We start from the raw sequence: 14,950 nt of genomic DNA on the forward strand, positions 1-14,950 counted from the left end.
TTTCGCCATGGCCGGGCGCCTCCGGCCATGGCGTTTGCTCAAGACATCAATGCGATGCTAGCCATCGCACCAGCTCCGCATCGAAGAGACTACTCTCTTCGTATTGCGGCGTGTGCCCACTCTTCTCGAACACGCGCACGGTCAGATCGCTGAAACGCTCACGGTACGGAGCCCATGTGGCGTAGGGCGCTACGAGATAATCGTAGCGACCGAGCCCCAGGAACACCGGCACGTTAAGTCGGTCCAGCCCCTGTGCGATATCAATGTCGCGAAAGGCTTCGCCCCAGAGATGATCGAGAACCGGCATGTTCACATGCACGCCCTCCCACAAAACCGCAGCGTTGAACGTGTGATCGTACCAGCTTCGCGCGCCCATCCTCACGCAGAAGGTCACGAAGCGCCTGTCGGGCGCCGCCTCGATCTCTGCCGGCAGCCCGGCGAGGTCGGCATCGAGTCTTGCCTTCCGTTCGGGGCAGACGGATTCATTCCAATACTGCTCCGTCGCTGCCTGATGCGCGGCGCTGTGACTCGGGCCGGTAGCGATCATCACCACATGGGAAACATGCTGCGGATAGCGCTTGGCATATTCCAGCGCCATGTATCCATGGCCGGAATGGCCGACGATGATCACCTTCTCCAGACCGAGACGCCGGCGGACGAGATCGATATCATCGAGTACGACATCGAGCGTGTAATCCGACGGTTCGATATCGCCGCTTGCTTTCGCGAAGCCGCGATGATCGGAGAAGACGAGCTTCAGGGATTGACGTAAATCCTGCGAGAAGATCCGCGGATAATAGACCGCACTGCCGATGACGAGAGCAGGCGTTCCCTCGCCCTCGATGGAATAGGCCAGTTCGAACGGGCCTGATTGAATGGTTCCGCGCATAACGGCGCGATTGCTGTCAGACATGATGATTCCTTCATCCATGCGTCATGATCCGGCCGAAACATGTGTTTCGGCGCCAAAAGATGTGGCTCCTCGGCCACGATGTTTTGTCGGATGGCGTCGCTAACGGATGAGGCGCACGGTTGATGTCCTTCGATATCGGGACGGTTCTTTTCACCCAAACTGAAGAGTTTGTGAAGGCCCAGCTCCTCCCTCAAAACTGAAGAGGTCTCCTACGCTTCTGCCGGACTGCGCGGGACCTGCATCCGCGCGATGGTGCGGCTTGTCCCCAGGCTGGAACATTCCCCTATGCCGAACCCGGTTCAGCGCTTTAGCATCCTCTCATGGCTCGTTCGTGTCTCGATTCCTTCCGCTTCGCCCTCACCGAACCGTCCTGGGACGATCTGCGGATCTTTCTCGCCGTGGTGGCTCATGGATCGATGAACAGCGCCGCCAAGGCGCTGGGCCAGAGCCAGCCGACCATCGCGCGGCGCATCAAGGTGCTGGAGGAGTCCTTTGGGCTCACCCTCTTCCAACGTGGCCCGAACAATCTCGAACTGACGGAGGCCGGACACGCCGTCCTCGACGCGGCCGCTCCCATGGGCGAGGCAGCCGCCATCGTGTCGCGCACAGCCGCCGCCTACCGGCCCGATCCCGATGCGCCCGTGCGGATCACGGCCACAGCCTCGGTCACGCTCTTCATGTCGCTTCATGCGGCGGAGTTGCACGAGGCCGCTGCGCCTGTGGAAATCTCCTACATCCCGACAAGGCAGCAGCTCGATCTAGCCTCCGGAGAAGCCGATATCGGCCTGCGGATGCGCACCCTGCCGGAGGGCACGGACGATCTCGTCGCACGCAAGATCGGCCAGATCGCCTTCGCCATCTATGCCCTTAACGAGAACCCCACAGCCGTCATCGCGCCGCCGGAGGATCCGACCCTATCGCGGCAGGCGGCCTATGTGGCCGATTTCGCGCAAGGCCGCACCATCGCGGCCCGCATTGGCGATATGCCGATCCGCTATCAGGCGGCGAAAGCAGGCCTCGGCGCCGCCTTCCTCCCCTGCTGGCTCGGCGATTCGGACCCCGACCTCGTGCAGGTGATGAAGCCGGAGGGCGACCTGATCGAGGACGTGTTCCTCGTCATGCACCGCCGGAGCCGGAACCGCCCGAACGTGACCCGGGTGGCGAATGCGCTCGCCGCGCTGTTCAAGCGCAATCAGAAGGCGCTCGTCGGCGGGTGATGCCTTTCTGGCATGCGACCTCGTCAGGATGAGGGCAGAGTGTGGTTTCGACCGTTTTTAGGCACCCTTCGCCTGCTTCTGCCCCGGTGCTTTCACCTTCGCACCCGGCAGCTCGCCAAGCGCATGCGCCAGCACCTTCTTCATCGCACCTGGCAGCGCCTCCTCGTGCAGCTGAAGCCGCGGTGTCCAGCGCATCTCGTCCGGTGCCGGCGTTCCCTTTGCGACTTTGGCGAAGAGCACCGTCAGCTCCAGCGGAAAATGGGTGAAAACGTGGCGCACAATGCCCGGCAGGCGCTGCCAACGGGCCTCGATGGGGGCGTCGAGCACGGCCCGGGAGGGTTGGTAATCCGGCACCCATTCGCTCGTCGGCGGCTCCACCATGCCGCCGAGCAATCCCGTGGGCGGGCGGGTGCGCAGCAGGATCGTGTCGTCGGCGCGCAAAACCACGAAGGCCGCGCCTTTTCGCAACTGCCCGGTCTCCTTCTTCTGCTTCTTCGGAAAGGTCTCCTGCAGGCCCTCGGCCCGGGCGCGGCAGGGCGCCATCCAGGGGCAGAGCGCGCAGGCCGGTCGCTTGGGCGTGCAGATGGTGGCGCCGAGATCCATCACGGCCTGGGCGAAGTCGCCCGGACGGTCCTCAGGCACCAGTGCCTCGGTGAGGCTCCGGATCAGCGGCTTGGCCTTCGGCAGTGGTTCCTCGACCATGAACAGGCGGGACATGACCCGCTCCACATTGCCATCGACCGCCGCGGCCTTCTCGTTGAAGGCGATGGCCGCGACCGCCGCCGCCGTATAGGCGCCGATGCCGGGAAGCTTCAGGAGTTCGCCTTCGGTCGGTGGAAATTGCCCGCCGTGCTTGTCCACAACCGCTTTGGCGCAGGCGTGAAGGTTGCGGGCGCGGGAATAATAGCCGAGCCCGGCCCAGGCGTGCATCACCGCATCCGAAGGCGCTTCCGCAAGGGCCTCGACCGTGGGGAAGCGCTCCAGGAACTTCAGGTAATAGGGTTTGACCGCTGTGACCGTCGTCTGCTGCAGCATGATCTCAGAGAGCCAGACGCGGTAAGGGTTTGCGGTCTCGCCCGGCTTGGCGCGCCACGGCAGGTCGCGCCGGTGACGGTCGTACCAGACGAGAAGATCCTGCGGGTCGGGCTTGGTTGCGCTCGAAGCGGGCGTTAACATGGGCTTTGGAATAGCGTTCTATACCGAATATTCCAACGCGGCTTTTGGACATTCAACATGAGACGACCGCGGCCACTTGCCCGCCCCCTCGCCGAGTTTCTCGACGTCTGTCTGTCCCCCAGCCTGGCGGCGCAGGGCTTCGCCACGTCGGACATCATCATGGCCTGGCCCGATATCGTCGGCGAGCGGCTGGCCGCCTTTACCCAGCCCCTCAAGATCGAGTGGAAGCGCAAAGCCCCCCATGCGGACCCGGAGACGCGGCCCGATCCGGCGACCCTCGTGATCCGGGTGGAGAGCGCCTTTGCCCTCGAGCTCCAGCACATGGCGCCTACCATCATCGACCGGGTGAACACCTATTACGGCTGGCGCTGCATCGGGAAGATGGTGCTGAAACAAGGGCCCGTTCGACGGGTCGAGAAGAAGCGCCCGTTCCTTCCTGCCCTCACCCCGGCAGACCGGGAGAAGGTCGACAGGGCCGTTCAGCCTATCGAGGAGGAGGCCCTCAAGGCGGCCCTCGACCGGCTGGGCCAGGCAATCGTCAGCTCAGGTTCACGCACGAAAGCGTGAGATATCCGGCGCTTGCCTCTTAAGGTCAGGCATTCTACCGCAGAACGAAATCCCTTCAGGAGTTCCCTTACGATGATCACCCGGCGTCAGACGCTTCAGCTTCTCGGAACCGCAGCCGTCACCGCGTACCTCGCCACGAGCCTGCCTGCCTTCGCCCAGAACGTGGCCGTGTCCGATCTCGCGGTTCAGGGGCCTCTCGGCGATGTGGCCCTGGGTCCGGAAAACGCCAAGGTGACCATTATCGAGTATGCCTCGCTCACCTGCTCCCACTGCGCGAACTTCCACAAGACCACATGGCCGGAGCTGAAGAAGCGCTACATCGATACGGGCAAGGTCCGCTTCGTCCTGCGCGAGTTCCCCCTCGACCCGCTCGCTACGGCCGGCTTCATGCTTGCCCGCTGCGACGGCGCCGACAAATATTATCCGATCACGGACCTGCTCTTCGAGCAGCAGAAGAACTGGGCGTTCACCGACAAGCCCCTTGACGCTCTGCGCGGGCTGATGCGCCAAGCGGGTTTTTCACAGGAAAAATTTGACGCTTGCCTCAAGGACCAGAAACTATATGACGCAGTCAACGCGGTGAAGAACCGGGGTATGGAGCAGTTCCGTGTGGACTCCACGCCCACTTTCTTCATCAATGGTCAGCGTCATCCTGGAAGCCTGTCGATCGATGAGATTGAAAAGGTCATCAAGCCGATCCTGGGAGAGTAAGCTCTCCTCCCCTGCCCCTTTGGGGCGGGACGGGAAGGCGCGTCCATGAAGCTGACGCGCCTTCGCATTGCAGGCTTCAAGACCTTCGTCGAGCCCACCGACTTCCTGATCGAGCCGGGCCTCACCGGCGTGGTCGGCCCCAACGGCTGCGGCAAATCCAACCTTGTCGAAGCCCTGCGCTGGGTCATGGGGGAGAACTCCTTCAAGAACATGCGCGCCACGGGGATGGATGACGTCATCTTCTCCGGCTCCGGCGGCCGTCCGGCCCGCAATTGGGCCGAGGTGATGCTCACCATCGACAATGCGGAGCGCACCGCGCCCGCCGCCTTCAACGACAGCGATCTCTTGGAAATCTCGCGCAAGATCGAGCGTGAGGAAGGCTCGACCTACCGGGTCAACGGCAAGGAAGTGCGCGCCCGCGACGTGCAGATCCTCTTCGCCGATGCCGCCACCGGGTCCCGCTCGCCCGCCCTCGTCCGCCAGGGCCAGATCAGTGAAATCATCTCGGCTAAGCCCCAGGCCCGCCGCCGCATCCTCGAAGACGCCGCCGGCATCGCGGGTCTCCATGCCCGCCGCCACGAGGCCGAGCTGCGGCTCAAGGCCGCCGAGGACAACCTCGTTCGCGTCGAGGACGTGATCCGCGAGCTGGAAAGCCAGATCGAGAGCTTGAAGCGCCAGGGCCGCCAAGCCTCCCGCTACAAGAATCTTTCGGCCGAGATCCGCCGGCTTGAAGCCCTGATGTACGCCATCAGCTTCTCCGAGGCGCGCGAGCAGGCCGCCACGGCCGAACGCCAGGTCGCTGAGGCCCTCAAGGCTGTGGCCGATGCCACCGAGGAGCAGACTCGCGCCGCTACCGCCCAGGCGGTCGCTGCCCATGCACTTCCGGGCCTGCGCCAGGAGGAAGCCGCCGCCGCGGCCGCCCTGCAGCGCCTGACCCATGCCCGCAACGAGCTCGAATCGGAGGAACGCCGCTCCAAGGAGCGCGTGACGGAGTTGGAGCGCCATATCGGCGACCTCAACCGGGACATTGCCCGCGAGGCCGCCCAGCGCACCGACGCCCAGGCCACCATCGAGCGACTCCAGTCCGAGGCCGCCGAGATCGCGCTCACCACCGATGGGGCGGACGATGTCCGCGCCGAGGCCGAGGAGCGCCTCCACGCCGCCGAGGCGGAGTTGCACGAGGCCGAGGCCGCCCTGGGGGCTCTTCAGGCCCAGACCTCCGACCTCAATGCCCGCCGTGCCGCCCTGGAGCGTGCCGTGCGGGAGGAGATGGAGCGCGCCGCCCGTTTCCGGTCCGAGAAAGAGCGGCTTGAGCGCGAGATTGCCGCCCTCGCCGGCTCGACCGAGGACGGCCCCTCCTTGGGCGATCTCCGCGAGGAGATGGCGATCGCCGAGGAGAGCGCCCAATCGGCCGAAGAGGCGGTGCTCGAGGCGCGTGAGACCCTGTCGGTCGCCCGCGAGGCCGAGAACCGCCTGCGTCAGCCTCTGAATGAGGCCGAGCGCAAGGCGCAGCGGCTTGAGACCGAAGCACTCACCCTGGCCAAGCTCGTGACCTCCGCCACCGGCGACCTGTGGCCTCCGGCCCTCGACCAGATCACGGTCGAGAAGGGCTATGAGGCCGCCCTGGGCGCGGCGCTTGGCGACGATCTCGAAGCCTCGACCAATCCTTCCGCTCCTGCCCACTGGGAAATGACCGGCGCCGGCGAGAGCGACCCCTCCCTGCCGCAAGGCGTCCGCTCGCTGGCCGATCTCGCCCGCGCGCCGGCCGAACTGCAGCGCCGCCTGCGCCAGATCGGCGTGGTCGGCCGGGCCGATGGCCTCCGCCTGCGTGCGCTCCTCAAGCCCGGCCAGCGGCTGGTCTCGCAGGAAGGCGACGTGTGGCGCTGGGACGGCTTCACCAACGCCGCAGAGGCGCCCTCCCCGGCGGCCCGGCGCCTGGCCGAAAAGAACCGCCTCGGCGACCTGGAGCGCGAGGCGGCGGCGGCCCGCGAGCAGGCCGAGCACCTGCGGCACGAGTCCGAAGCGGCCCTCGAGGCTGTCCGCAGGGCTGCATCCCATGAAATGCAGGCCATCGAGGCTGCCCGTCAGGCCCGTCAGGCCCTCGATACCGCCCGGACCCGCCTGACGGCCATCGAGCGCAAGGAAGCCGAGCTCGGCCAGCGCCGCTCGGCCCTGCAGGAGGGCTTGACCCGGTTCTCGGAAAGCGAGGCGGAAGCGCTGGAGCGTGTGCAGGATGCCGAAGGTGCCCTGCAGGACCTCGCCCCCGCGCCGGATCTGGAAAGCCGTCTGCTCGAGGAGCGCACCCGCGTAGCAGAGCGCCGGGCCGCCGCTTCCGAGGCACGGGCCGCCCTGCAATCGCTCATGCACGAAGCCGAGCTGCGGCGGCGTCGGCAGGAGGCCCTCGCGGCCGATATCCGCCTGTGGACCGAGCGCGCCGCCCGCGCCGCCAGGGCTTTCGAGGATCTGGGCGAGCGCCTGGAGCGCGCCCAGGACGAACACCAGCGCCTGCTGGAGGCACCCGACACCTATCTTCAGCGCCGCCGCGCATTGATTGCAGAAGTCGAGGAGGCCGAGGCGAAGCGCAAGGAAGCGGCCGACCGCCTTGCCGATGCGGAGACCGGCCTCGCCGAGACGGATCGCACCGCCCGCGCGGCGCTCGAAGCGCTCTCGGCTGCGCGCGAATCCCGTGCAGGCTCACAGGCCCGGCACGAAGCCGCCGTGGCCCGCCTCGCTGAGATCACCCACAATATTGCGGAAAACCTCGAGACGACCCCGGCCGGTCTCATCGAGCTCGCGGGCCTGAAGGAGGCGACCGAGCTTCCGCCGCATGCGGAGATCGAGACCAAGCTCCACTCCCTTAAGGGCGACCGGGAGCGCCTGGGTGCCGTCAACCTGCGCGCCGACGAGGAGCTGACCGAGCTCGAAACCAAGTACAACAGCATCGCAGGCGAACGAGACGATCTCGTCGAGGCCATCAAGCGCCTGCGCCAGGCGATCGGCAGCCTCAACCGCGAGGGCCGCGAGCGGCTGCTCGCCGCTTTCGATGTGGTGAACAACCATTTCAAGCAGCTCTTCAGCACCCTGTTCGGCGGCGGCACGGCGGAGCTGACCCTGGTCGATTCGGACGATCCGCTCGAAGCCGGCCTCGAAATCCTCGCCCGCCCGCCCGGCAAGAAGCCCCAGAGCATGACCCTGCTCTCCGGCGGCGAGCAGGCGCTCACCGCTACGGCGCTGATCTTCGCCGTGTTCCTCACCAACCCCTCGCCGATCTGCGTGCTCGACGAGGTCGACGCGCCCCTCGACGACGCCAATGTGGAGCGCTACTGCGCCCTCCTGGAGGACATGGCCCGCCAGACCGAGACCCGGTTCGTGGTCATCACCCACAACCCGATCACCATGGCCCGTATGGACCGCCTGTTCGGCGTCACCATGGCCGAGCGTGGGGTTTCGCAGCTGGTCTCCGTCGACCTGCAGAGCGCAGAGCGCATTCTTGAGGTGGCTTAGCGCATCGTGCGGAAAAGTGGTTCCGGTTTTCCGCACGAACGATGCGCCAACTAAGAAATGAAGCATCGGATCAATCCTAGAAGTGGATTCCACTTCTAGGTCCGATGCTGTAAGGCTTTGAAGCCTCCGCCACGCTTCGGCCTCAAAAACATGTGCGCTTTCCGCCCAAGCCTGCACAAAACCGATCATATTAGAGCAATATCAATTACTTAGTTGTTTTCAGACGGTTCTTGACAGGGGTAACCCCCGCTCATATGGTGCGCCCGGCTTTCGGGGCTGGTTTCCAGGCATTTTCCCGCAACGCTTCACAGGAGATCGCAATGGCGGACCCTCACGAGCGGAACGGCGAAAATGAAGGGAAACCGAGCAGCGCCGATGATGCCGACCTGTCAGCGAGACTGAAATCGCTCGATGCCCGGATTTCTCAAGCATCCGTTCAACGAGCCGAGTCGGAACCTCGCGCCCGCCCGACGTCCAACTCCACTGCCCTCGGCCAAGCCTTCAGGCTCTCAGCCGAATTCGTTGCAGGAGTTGCGGCCGGCGGGATCCTGGGTTGGATCATCGACTACCTGCTCGGATCTTCCCCTTGGGGTCTGATCGTTTGTCTGATACTCGGCTTCTGCGCCGGGATGCTCAATCTGATGCGAGCAGCCGGGGTAGTCAAACCCGCCCGGTATGACGACAAGCGGTAACGGACTTCGACTTCGAGCGCCGAACGGCATTGGCAACAGCGAACTTTTGAGAGCGGATCATGGCGAGCCCGATCGAACAATTCCAGATCAAGCCCATCATTCCGGTCATCAACTTCACCAATTCGTCCGCCTTCATGATCGGCGCTGCCGCCGTGATCGTGGGCGGCCTCCTGTACGCCACCCGCAAGCGCGCCGTCGTTCCGGGCCGCGCCCAGTCGGTAGCGGAAGTGCTGCACGATTTCGTCGCGAACACACTGGTCGATGCGACCGGCAAGGAAGGGATGAAGTTCTTCCCCCTCGTGTTCTCGCTCTTCATGTTCGTGCTGACGGCAAACCTGCTTGGCATGATCCCCGGCTTCTTCACGGTCACCAGCCATATCATCGTCACCTTCGCGCTAGCGATGCTGGTGATCGGCACTGTGGTGGTCTACGGCTTCATCAAGCACGGCACCCACTTCCTCGGCCTCTTCGTGCCGTCGGGCGTGCCGGCCTGGCTCCTGCCCTTCATCGTGGTGATCGAGCTCATCTCCTTCCTGTCCCGCCCGATCTCGCTGTCCCTGCGTCTCTTCGCGAACATGCTCGCGGGGCACATCGCGCTGAAGGTCTTCGCAGGCTTCGTGGTCAGCCTCCTGGCGGCCGGCGGCGCTCTGACGATTCTCGCTCCGCTGCCGCTCCTCATGGCGGTTGCTCTCATGGCGCTCGAGTTCCTCGTCGCCGCTCTGCAGGCCTACGTCTTCACGGTGTTGACCTGCATCTACCTGAACGACGCGCTGCACCCGGGCCACTAGGTCTGCGCTGAGTTAACCTACCCTCCCGATCACGTTATTCCCAAGGAGATCACAATGGATCCGGTTGCTTTCAAGTTCCTCGGCGCGGGCCTCGCCTGCATCGGCATGGGCCTCGCCGCTATGGGCGTCGGCAACATCTTCGGTAACTTCCTCTCGGGCGCCCTGCGCAACCCGTCGGCTGCCGACGGCCAGTTCGCCCGCGCCTTCATCGGCGCCGCGCTCGCGGAAGGTCTCGGCATCTTCTGCCTCGTCGTCGCTCTCGTTCTGCTCTTCACCTAATCTCAAGACGGTGATCGGGAGGTTGAGGCGCGCTTCCCGCGCTTCGCCTCAACAGGGGTGACGGCGGGCTCAACCGCCGTCATTCATGTTTCCGGCGCATCGTGCGGAAAAGTGGTTCCGGTTTTCCGCGTCCGACGATGCGCCAGTCTAGGAATTATGCATCGGCTAAATCCCAAAAGTGCATTCCACTTTTGGGGCCGATGCTAGGAACGTTTATCCTTAGGATCTGCTCTATGGCTCAGGCTCAAACGACCCATGCCACAACTGAGGCCCACGGCGGCGCTCACGAAGATATCGGGTTCCCGCCCTTCGAGACGGAAACCTATGCTGGTCAGCTCCTGTGGCTCGCCATCACCTTCGTGGTGCTCTACACCCTGCTCTCACGGCTGGTCCTGCCGCGCCTGAGCGGAATCATCGAGAACCGCCGCGCGATGATCGCAAGCGATCTCGACGACGCGGCCGCCATGAAGTCCCGCGCGGAAGAAGCTGGTACGGCCTACGAGAGATCCCTCGCCGAGGCGAAGGGCCGCGCTCAGGCCCTGGCTCAAGAAACGCGTGCCAAGCTGTCCGCTGAGAGCGATGCCAAGCGCAAGGCGCTCGAGGCCGACCTCAACCAGCGTCTGGCCGAGGCTGAGGCCACCATCTCGGGCAAGAAAGCCGAGGCCATGAGCCACGTGGACGCCATCGCCCGCGACACGGCCTCCGCCATCATCGAGCGCCTCACCGGCAAGGCTCCGGCCCCGCAGAAGGTCGAAGCTGCTCTCAACCAGATCAAGGCCTGATCAGGAGATCCGCATGTTCCAAAGCGCTGAATTCTGGGTTGCGGTCGCCTTCGTCATCTTCTGGGGTATCCTGTTCTACAAAGGTGTCCCAGGCAAGGTGATGAACCAGCTCGATTCCCGCGGCAAGCGCATTGCCGACGAACTGACCGAGGCCAAGCGCCTGCGTCAGGATGCCGAGAGGCTCCTCAAGGAGTACGAGGCCAAGCGCGCCGCCGCTGAGCAAGAGGCTGCAGACATCGTCTCCAACGCCCGCGCCGAGGCCGAGCGCCTCGCCGCCGAAGCCCAGGAGAAGATGGCCGACTTCGTGAAGCGCCGCACTGCGACCGCCGAGGCGAAGATCGCTCAGGCCGAGGCACAGGCATCAGCCGAGGTGCGCGCCGCCGCTATCGACGCCGCCATCAAGGCGTCCGAGCGCGTCCTGCGCGACGAGATCACCGGTGCCACCGCGGCTTCTTTCGTCACATCGAGCCTCAACGACGTGCGCACGAAGCTCCAGTAAGGCTTCCTGCGAAGCAGATATATCTCAAAGGCCGCCCTCCGAGGCGGCCTTTTTGCTGGAGACCACCATGCTGCTGATCTTCGATTGCGATGGAGTGCTGGTCGATTCCGAGGCGCTTGCCTGCGAGATCGACGCCCAGATCCTCACAAGGATCGGACTGCCCTATTCGGCTGAGGTCATCGCCCGGAAGTTCGTCGGCGTCAGCTTCAAGGACATGGTGGCGCGCCTTGAGGCGGAGCATGGCTGCGTGCTTCCCGCCGATCTGGGAGCGCAGCTGGACAGCGCACTCTTCGCCAAGTTCGAGACGGACCTGAAGCCGATCGAGGGCGTCCGCGAGGCCATCCTCTCGCTTCCCTACCGGCGCTGCGTCGCCTCCTCGTCCACACCCCACCGGATCGCACTATCGCTGCGCATCACAGGGCTGTCGGCCCTGTTCGACCACATCTTCAGCGCCACACAGGTCTCACGCGGCAAACCGGCACCGGATCTGTTTCTCCATGCGGCAGAGCAAATGGGCGTGAGCCCGCAGGATTGCATCGTAATCGAGGATTCAGCCGCAGGAGTTCAGGGTGCGCTTGCCGCCGGCATGCGCGTGATCGGCTTTGTCGGCGGCGCTCATTGCGGGCCGGAGCATGCGGAGAAGCTGAAACAAGCAGATGCTCGCACGATTATCGAGCGGATGGCAGACTTGAGAAGCGCCGTGCAGATGCTTGAGTGACAACTTGTCATCCCGGATGGCGTAAGCCGATCCGGGATCGGTTGCAGGACGAGGCACTTTCTCGGCACGCGATTCCGGATGCTCCGCTACGCTCTGTCCAGGATGACGAATCTGATCCTCATCAAAAGAAAATGCCCGGCACTTAGCCGGGCATTTGCAGTTTAAGGAGCCTCACTCTGCCGCTTCCGCGACCGGCGCCGATGGCGTCCACTTGAGCACCGGGGTCCTTGCCGCGCGGGTCTCGTCGAGGCGGCGGCGGGGGGCGTGATAGGGGGCGCCGGTGAAGCGCTCCGTGTCACCATTCTTCGCGGACATGGCAAGGTCGCGCAGCATGGCGATGAAGAGGTCGAGGGACGCCTTCGATTCGGACTCGGTCGGCTCGATCAGCATGGCGCCATGCACCACCAGCGGGAAGTACATGGTCATCGGGTGGTAGCCCTCGTCGATCATGGCCTTGGCCACGTCGAGGGTGGTCACGCCGGTATCCTTGAGCCACGCATCGTCGAACAGCACCTCGTGCATGCAGGGCTTGTTGCCGAAGGGCAGCGACATCAGATCGGCGAGGCCTGCGCGGATGTAGTTGGCGTTGAGCACCGCATCCTCGGAAGCCTGCTTCATGCCGTCCGAACCATGGGACAGCATATAGGACAGGGCGCGCACATACATGCCCATCTGGCCATGGAAAGCGGTCATGCGGCCGAACGGGGCGGCGGTGCCGCCGGCCTCATTGTTTTGCTCAACCAGCTCGAAGCTGCCATCCTTCATCCGCACGAACGGCACCGGGGCGAATGGCGCGAGGCGTGCGGAGAGCACCACCGGGCCGGAGCCCGGGCCGCCGCCGCCGTGAGGCGTCGAGAAGGTCTTGTGCAGATTGATGTGCATGGCATCGACGCCGAGATCGCCGGGCTTCGCCTTGCCGACGATCGCGTTGAAGTTCGCGCCATCGCAGTAGAAGTACGCGCCCGCATCGTGGATCGCCTTGGCGATCTCAGCCACCTGCGGCTCGAAAAGTCCGCAGGTGTTGGGGTTCGTGAGCATGATCGCCGCCACATCGGGGCCGAGACGCTCCTTCACGTCCTCCACATGCACCCAGCCGTCCTCGCGGGCCGGCACCGGCTTCACCTTGAAGCCGATGAGAGCGGCGGTCGCCGGGTTCGTGCCGTGGGCTGAATCGGGCACGAGCACCACGTTGCGGGTCGCGCCTTCGCCCTTCGCCTCGATGGCGGCCTTGATCGCCATCATGCCGCAGAGCTCGCCATGGGCGCCGGCCTTCGGCGAGAGCGCCACGGCGGTCATGTTGGTGAGCGTGACGAGATAACGGCCGAGCTCGTTCATCAGCTCCAGCGCACCTTGCACGGTGGAGACCGGCTGCAGGGGATGCACGTCCGAGAAGCCCGGCAGGCGCGCCATGCGCTCGTTGAGGCGCGCATTGTGCTTCATGGTGCAGGAACCGAGCGGGAACAGGCCCGTGTCGATGCCGTAGTTCTGCTGTGAGAGGCGCACGTAATGGCGCATGGTCTCTGGCTCGGAGAGGCCCGGCAGGCCGATGGGCTCCTTGCGCTCCAGCCCGCCGAGGCGCGGCTTGAAATCCTCCGGCTCGTCGAGATCGACGCCGGTCGTGTCATAACGGCCGATCTCGAACAGCAGTGGCTCGATCTGCGCCAGCGCCTTGTTGCCGGTGAAAGTCGGATGCTCAGCGGTGCCGGCCTGGCCGGCGGAAGAGGGACGTCCCTGGCGGTTCAACATCACAGAACCTCGTTCAAGGCGGCCACGAGCGCCGCACGGTCATCATCGGTGTTCACTTCGGTGGAAGCGACGAGCAACAGGTTGTCGTGACCGGCACCTGGCAGCAGGCGCGACACGGGCACGCCCGCGAGCACGCCCTTCTCGGCCAGACGCTCGACCACGTCCGCCGCGGGCTTTGAGAGCTTCACGGTGAACTCGTTGAAGAACGTCGCGTTGAGCACCTCCACGCCCTTCACGGAGGCCAGCTGATCGGCCAGCTTTACCGCGTTCGCATGGTTGATGCGGGCGAGACGCGAGAGGCCCGCTTCGCCGAGCAGCGTCATGTGAATGGTAAACGCCAGCGAGCACAGGCCCGAATTGGTGCAGATGTTCGAGGTCGCCTTGTCGCGGCGGATATGCTGCTCGCGAGTTGAGAGCGTAAGCACGAAGCCACGGTTGCCGTCCGCATCCACGGTCTCGCCGCAGAGGCGGCCCGGCATCTGGCGGAGGAACCTGGACTGGGTGGCGAAGAGGCCCACATAAGGCCCGCCGAAGTTCAACGCATTGCCGATCGACTGCCCCTCGCCCACCACGATGTCGGCCCCCTGGCTGCCGGGAGACTTGAGCAGACCGAGCGATACCACTTCCGTGAACACGGCGATCAGGAGAGCACCATGCTGGTGAGCCTTGTCGGCAATGGGCTTTAAGTCGCGCACGTTGCCGAAGACGTCCGGCGACTGAACGACCACGCAGGATACGCTGTCGTCGATCTGGGACAGGATGTCCTCGCTGGCGCCCACGTCGGGTGCCATGGTGACGACGTCGTCGCTCGACATCTCGGAGAGCGTCCGCACCACATCGGCGTAGTGCGGATGCAGGCCACCGGAGAGCACGGCCTTGCGGCGCTTGGTGACACGGTGCGCCATGAGCACCGCCTCGCCGGTGCCGGTGGAGCCGTCATACATGGAGGCGTTCGCCACCTCCATGCCAGTGAGCGCGGCAACTTGAGTCTGAAACTCGAAGAGGTATTGCAGCGTCCCTTGAGCGATCTCCGGCTGATACGGCGTGTAGCTTGTCAGGAACTCGGAGCGCTGAATCAGGTGATCGACGGTGGCCGGCACATAGTGCTTGTAGGCGCCGGCACCGACGAAGAACGGCACCGACGAGGCCGGAATGTTCTTGGCGGACATGCGGGAGAGGATGCGCTCCACATCGAGCTCGCCCTTGCGGCGCGGCAGGTCCACCGGCTCCTTGAGGAGCAGGTTCTTCGGCACGTCGGCGAACAGCTCATCGACATGGTTGACGCCGATGCGCGCGAGCATCTCGCTGCGGTCGGTGTCGGACAAAGGCAAATAACGCATCGGCGAAAGAACCTTGTT

Annotated in this window: 14 protein-coding genes; 10 read left to right on the forward strand and 4 right to left on the reverse strand. The window is 64.7% G+C overall.

Going from position 1 to position 14,950, the window contains the following annotated elements:
- Nucleotides 1–46: 46 nt before the first annotated feature.
- Nucleotides 47–913 carry an alpha/beta hydrolase gene (locus tag I2H36_RS05495; RefSeq protein WP_210330953.1) on the reverse strand — a complete coding sequence of 289 codons (867 nt, stop codon included), beginning with the start codon at nucleotides 911–913 and terminating at the stop codon, nucleotides 47–49.
- Nucleotides 914–1,233: 320 nt separating this feature from the next.
- Between I2H36_RS05495 and I2H36_RS05500 the strand changes: the two genes are divergently transcribed.
- A complete protein-coding gene (locus I2H36_RS05500; RefSeq protein ID WP_196262860.1) occupies nucleotides 1,234–2,130 on the forward strand; it encodes a LysR family transcriptional regulator in 897 nt (298 codons plus the stop codon).
- A gap of 57 nt (nucleotides 2,131–2,187) precedes the next feature.
- Here I2H36_RS05500 and mutY read toward each other — a convergent pair whose 3' ends face one another.
- Nucleotides 2,188–3,306: an A/G-specific adenine glycosylase gene (mutY, locus tag I2H36_RS05505; protein ID WP_196262861.1), complete on the reverse strand. Its 1,119-nt coding sequence runs from the start codon at nucleotides 3,304–3,306 to the stop codon at nucleotides 2,188–2,190.
- Between the two features lie 57 nt (nucleotides 3,307–3,363).
- Here mutY and I2H36_RS05510 point away from each other — a divergent pair, with 57 nt between their 5' ends.
- The 9 genes from I2H36_RS05510 (at nucleotide 3,364) to I2H36_RS05550 (ending at nucleotide 11,846) form a co-directional block, all read left to right on the forward strand.
- On the forward strand, nucleotides 3,364–3,873 hold the full coding sequence (locus tag I2H36_RS05510) for a DUF721 domain-containing protein (protein ID WP_196262862.1): 510 nt from the start codon (nucleotides 3,364–3,366) through the stop codon (nucleotides 3,871–3,873).
- Between the two features lie 72 nt (nucleotides 3,874–3,945).
- Nucleotides 3,946–4,584 carry a DsbA family protein gene (locus I2H36_RS05515; RefSeq protein WP_196262863.1) on the forward strand — a complete coding sequence of 213 codons (639 nt, stop codon included), beginning with the start codon at nucleotides 3,946–3,948 and terminating at the stop codon, nucleotides 4,582–4,584.
- A 45-nt stretch (nucleotides 4,585–4,629) separates the two neighbouring features.
- On the forward strand, nucleotides 4,630–8,088 hold the full coding sequence (gene smc / locus I2H36_RS05520; RefSeq protein WP_196262864.1) for a chromosome segregation protein SMC: 3,459 nt from the start codon (nucleotides 4,630–4,632) through the stop codon (nucleotides 8,086–8,088).
- Nucleotides 8,089–8,408: 320 nt separating this feature from the next.
- Nucleotides 8,409–8,780, forward strand: coding sequence for an AtpZ/AtpI family protein (locus I2H36_RS05525; RefSeq protein ID WP_196262865.1), 372 nt, complete (start codon nucleotides 8,409–8,411; stop codon nucleotides 8,778–8,780).
- Nucleotides 8,781–8,839: 59 nt separating this feature from the next.
- Nucleotides 8,840–9,568: a F0F1 ATP synthase subunit A gene (locus tag I2H36_RS05530; RefSeq protein WP_196262866.1), complete on the forward strand. Its 729-nt coding sequence runs from the start codon at nucleotides 8,840–8,842 to the stop codon at nucleotides 9,566–9,568.
- A gap of 54 nt (nucleotides 9,569–9,622) precedes the next feature.
- Nucleotides 9,623–9,847, forward strand: a complete 225-nt coding sequence (locus I2H36_RS05535; RefSeq protein WP_009764739.1) for a F0F1 ATP synthase subunit C — start codon at nucleotides 9,623–9,625, stop codon at nucleotides 9,845–9,847.
- Nucleotides 9,848–10,080: 233 nt separating this feature from the next.
- On the forward strand, nucleotides 10,081–10,629 hold the full coding sequence (locus tag I2H36_RS05540; protein WP_196262867.1) for a F0F1 ATP synthase subunit B family protein: 549 nt from the start codon (nucleotides 10,081–10,083) through the stop codon (nucleotides 10,627–10,629).
- Nucleotides 10,630–10,642: 13 nt separating this feature from the next.
- Complete coding sequence (locus I2H36_RS05545) at nucleotides 10,643–11,128, forward strand: F0F1 ATP synthase subunit B family protein (RefSeq protein WP_196262868.1); 486 nt, start codon at nucleotides 10,643–10,645, stop codon at nucleotides 11,126–11,128.
- Between the two features lie 67 nt (nucleotides 11,129–11,195).
- A complete protein-coding gene (locus I2H36_RS05550) occupies nucleotides 11,196–11,846 on the forward strand; it encodes an HAD family hydrolase (RefSeq protein ID WP_196262869.1) in 651 nt (216 codons plus the stop codon).
- A gap of 171 nt (nucleotides 11,847–12,017) precedes the next feature.
- On the opposite strand, the gene gcvPB is transcribed toward I2H36_RS05550, so the two are convergent.
- Both gcvPB and gcvPA read right to left on the reverse strand, forming a co-directional pair.
- Nucleotides 12,018–13,592 (reverse strand): aminomethyl-transferring glycine dehydrogenase subunit GcvPB, encoded by a 1,575-nt coding sequence (gene gcvPB, locus I2H36_RS05555; protein ID WP_196262870.1) that lies wholly within the window; start codon nucleotides 13,590–13,592, stop codon nucleotides 12,018–12,020.
- Entirely contained in the window at nucleotides 13,592–14,932 is a 1,341-nt protein-coding gene (gene gcvPA, locus I2H36_RS05560) for an aminomethyl-transferring glycine dehydrogenase subunit GcvPA (protein ID WP_196262871.1), read from the reverse strand. Before gcvPA ends, gcvPB begins: the two co-directional genes overlap by 1 nt.
- Nucleotides 14,933–14,950: the final 18 nt, after the last annotated feature.

It is taken from the genome of Microvirga terrestris, assembly GCF_015694425.1.
GTDB lineage: Bacteria > Pseudomonadota > Alphaproteobacteria > Rhizobiales > Beijerinckiaceae > Microvirga > Microvirga terrestris.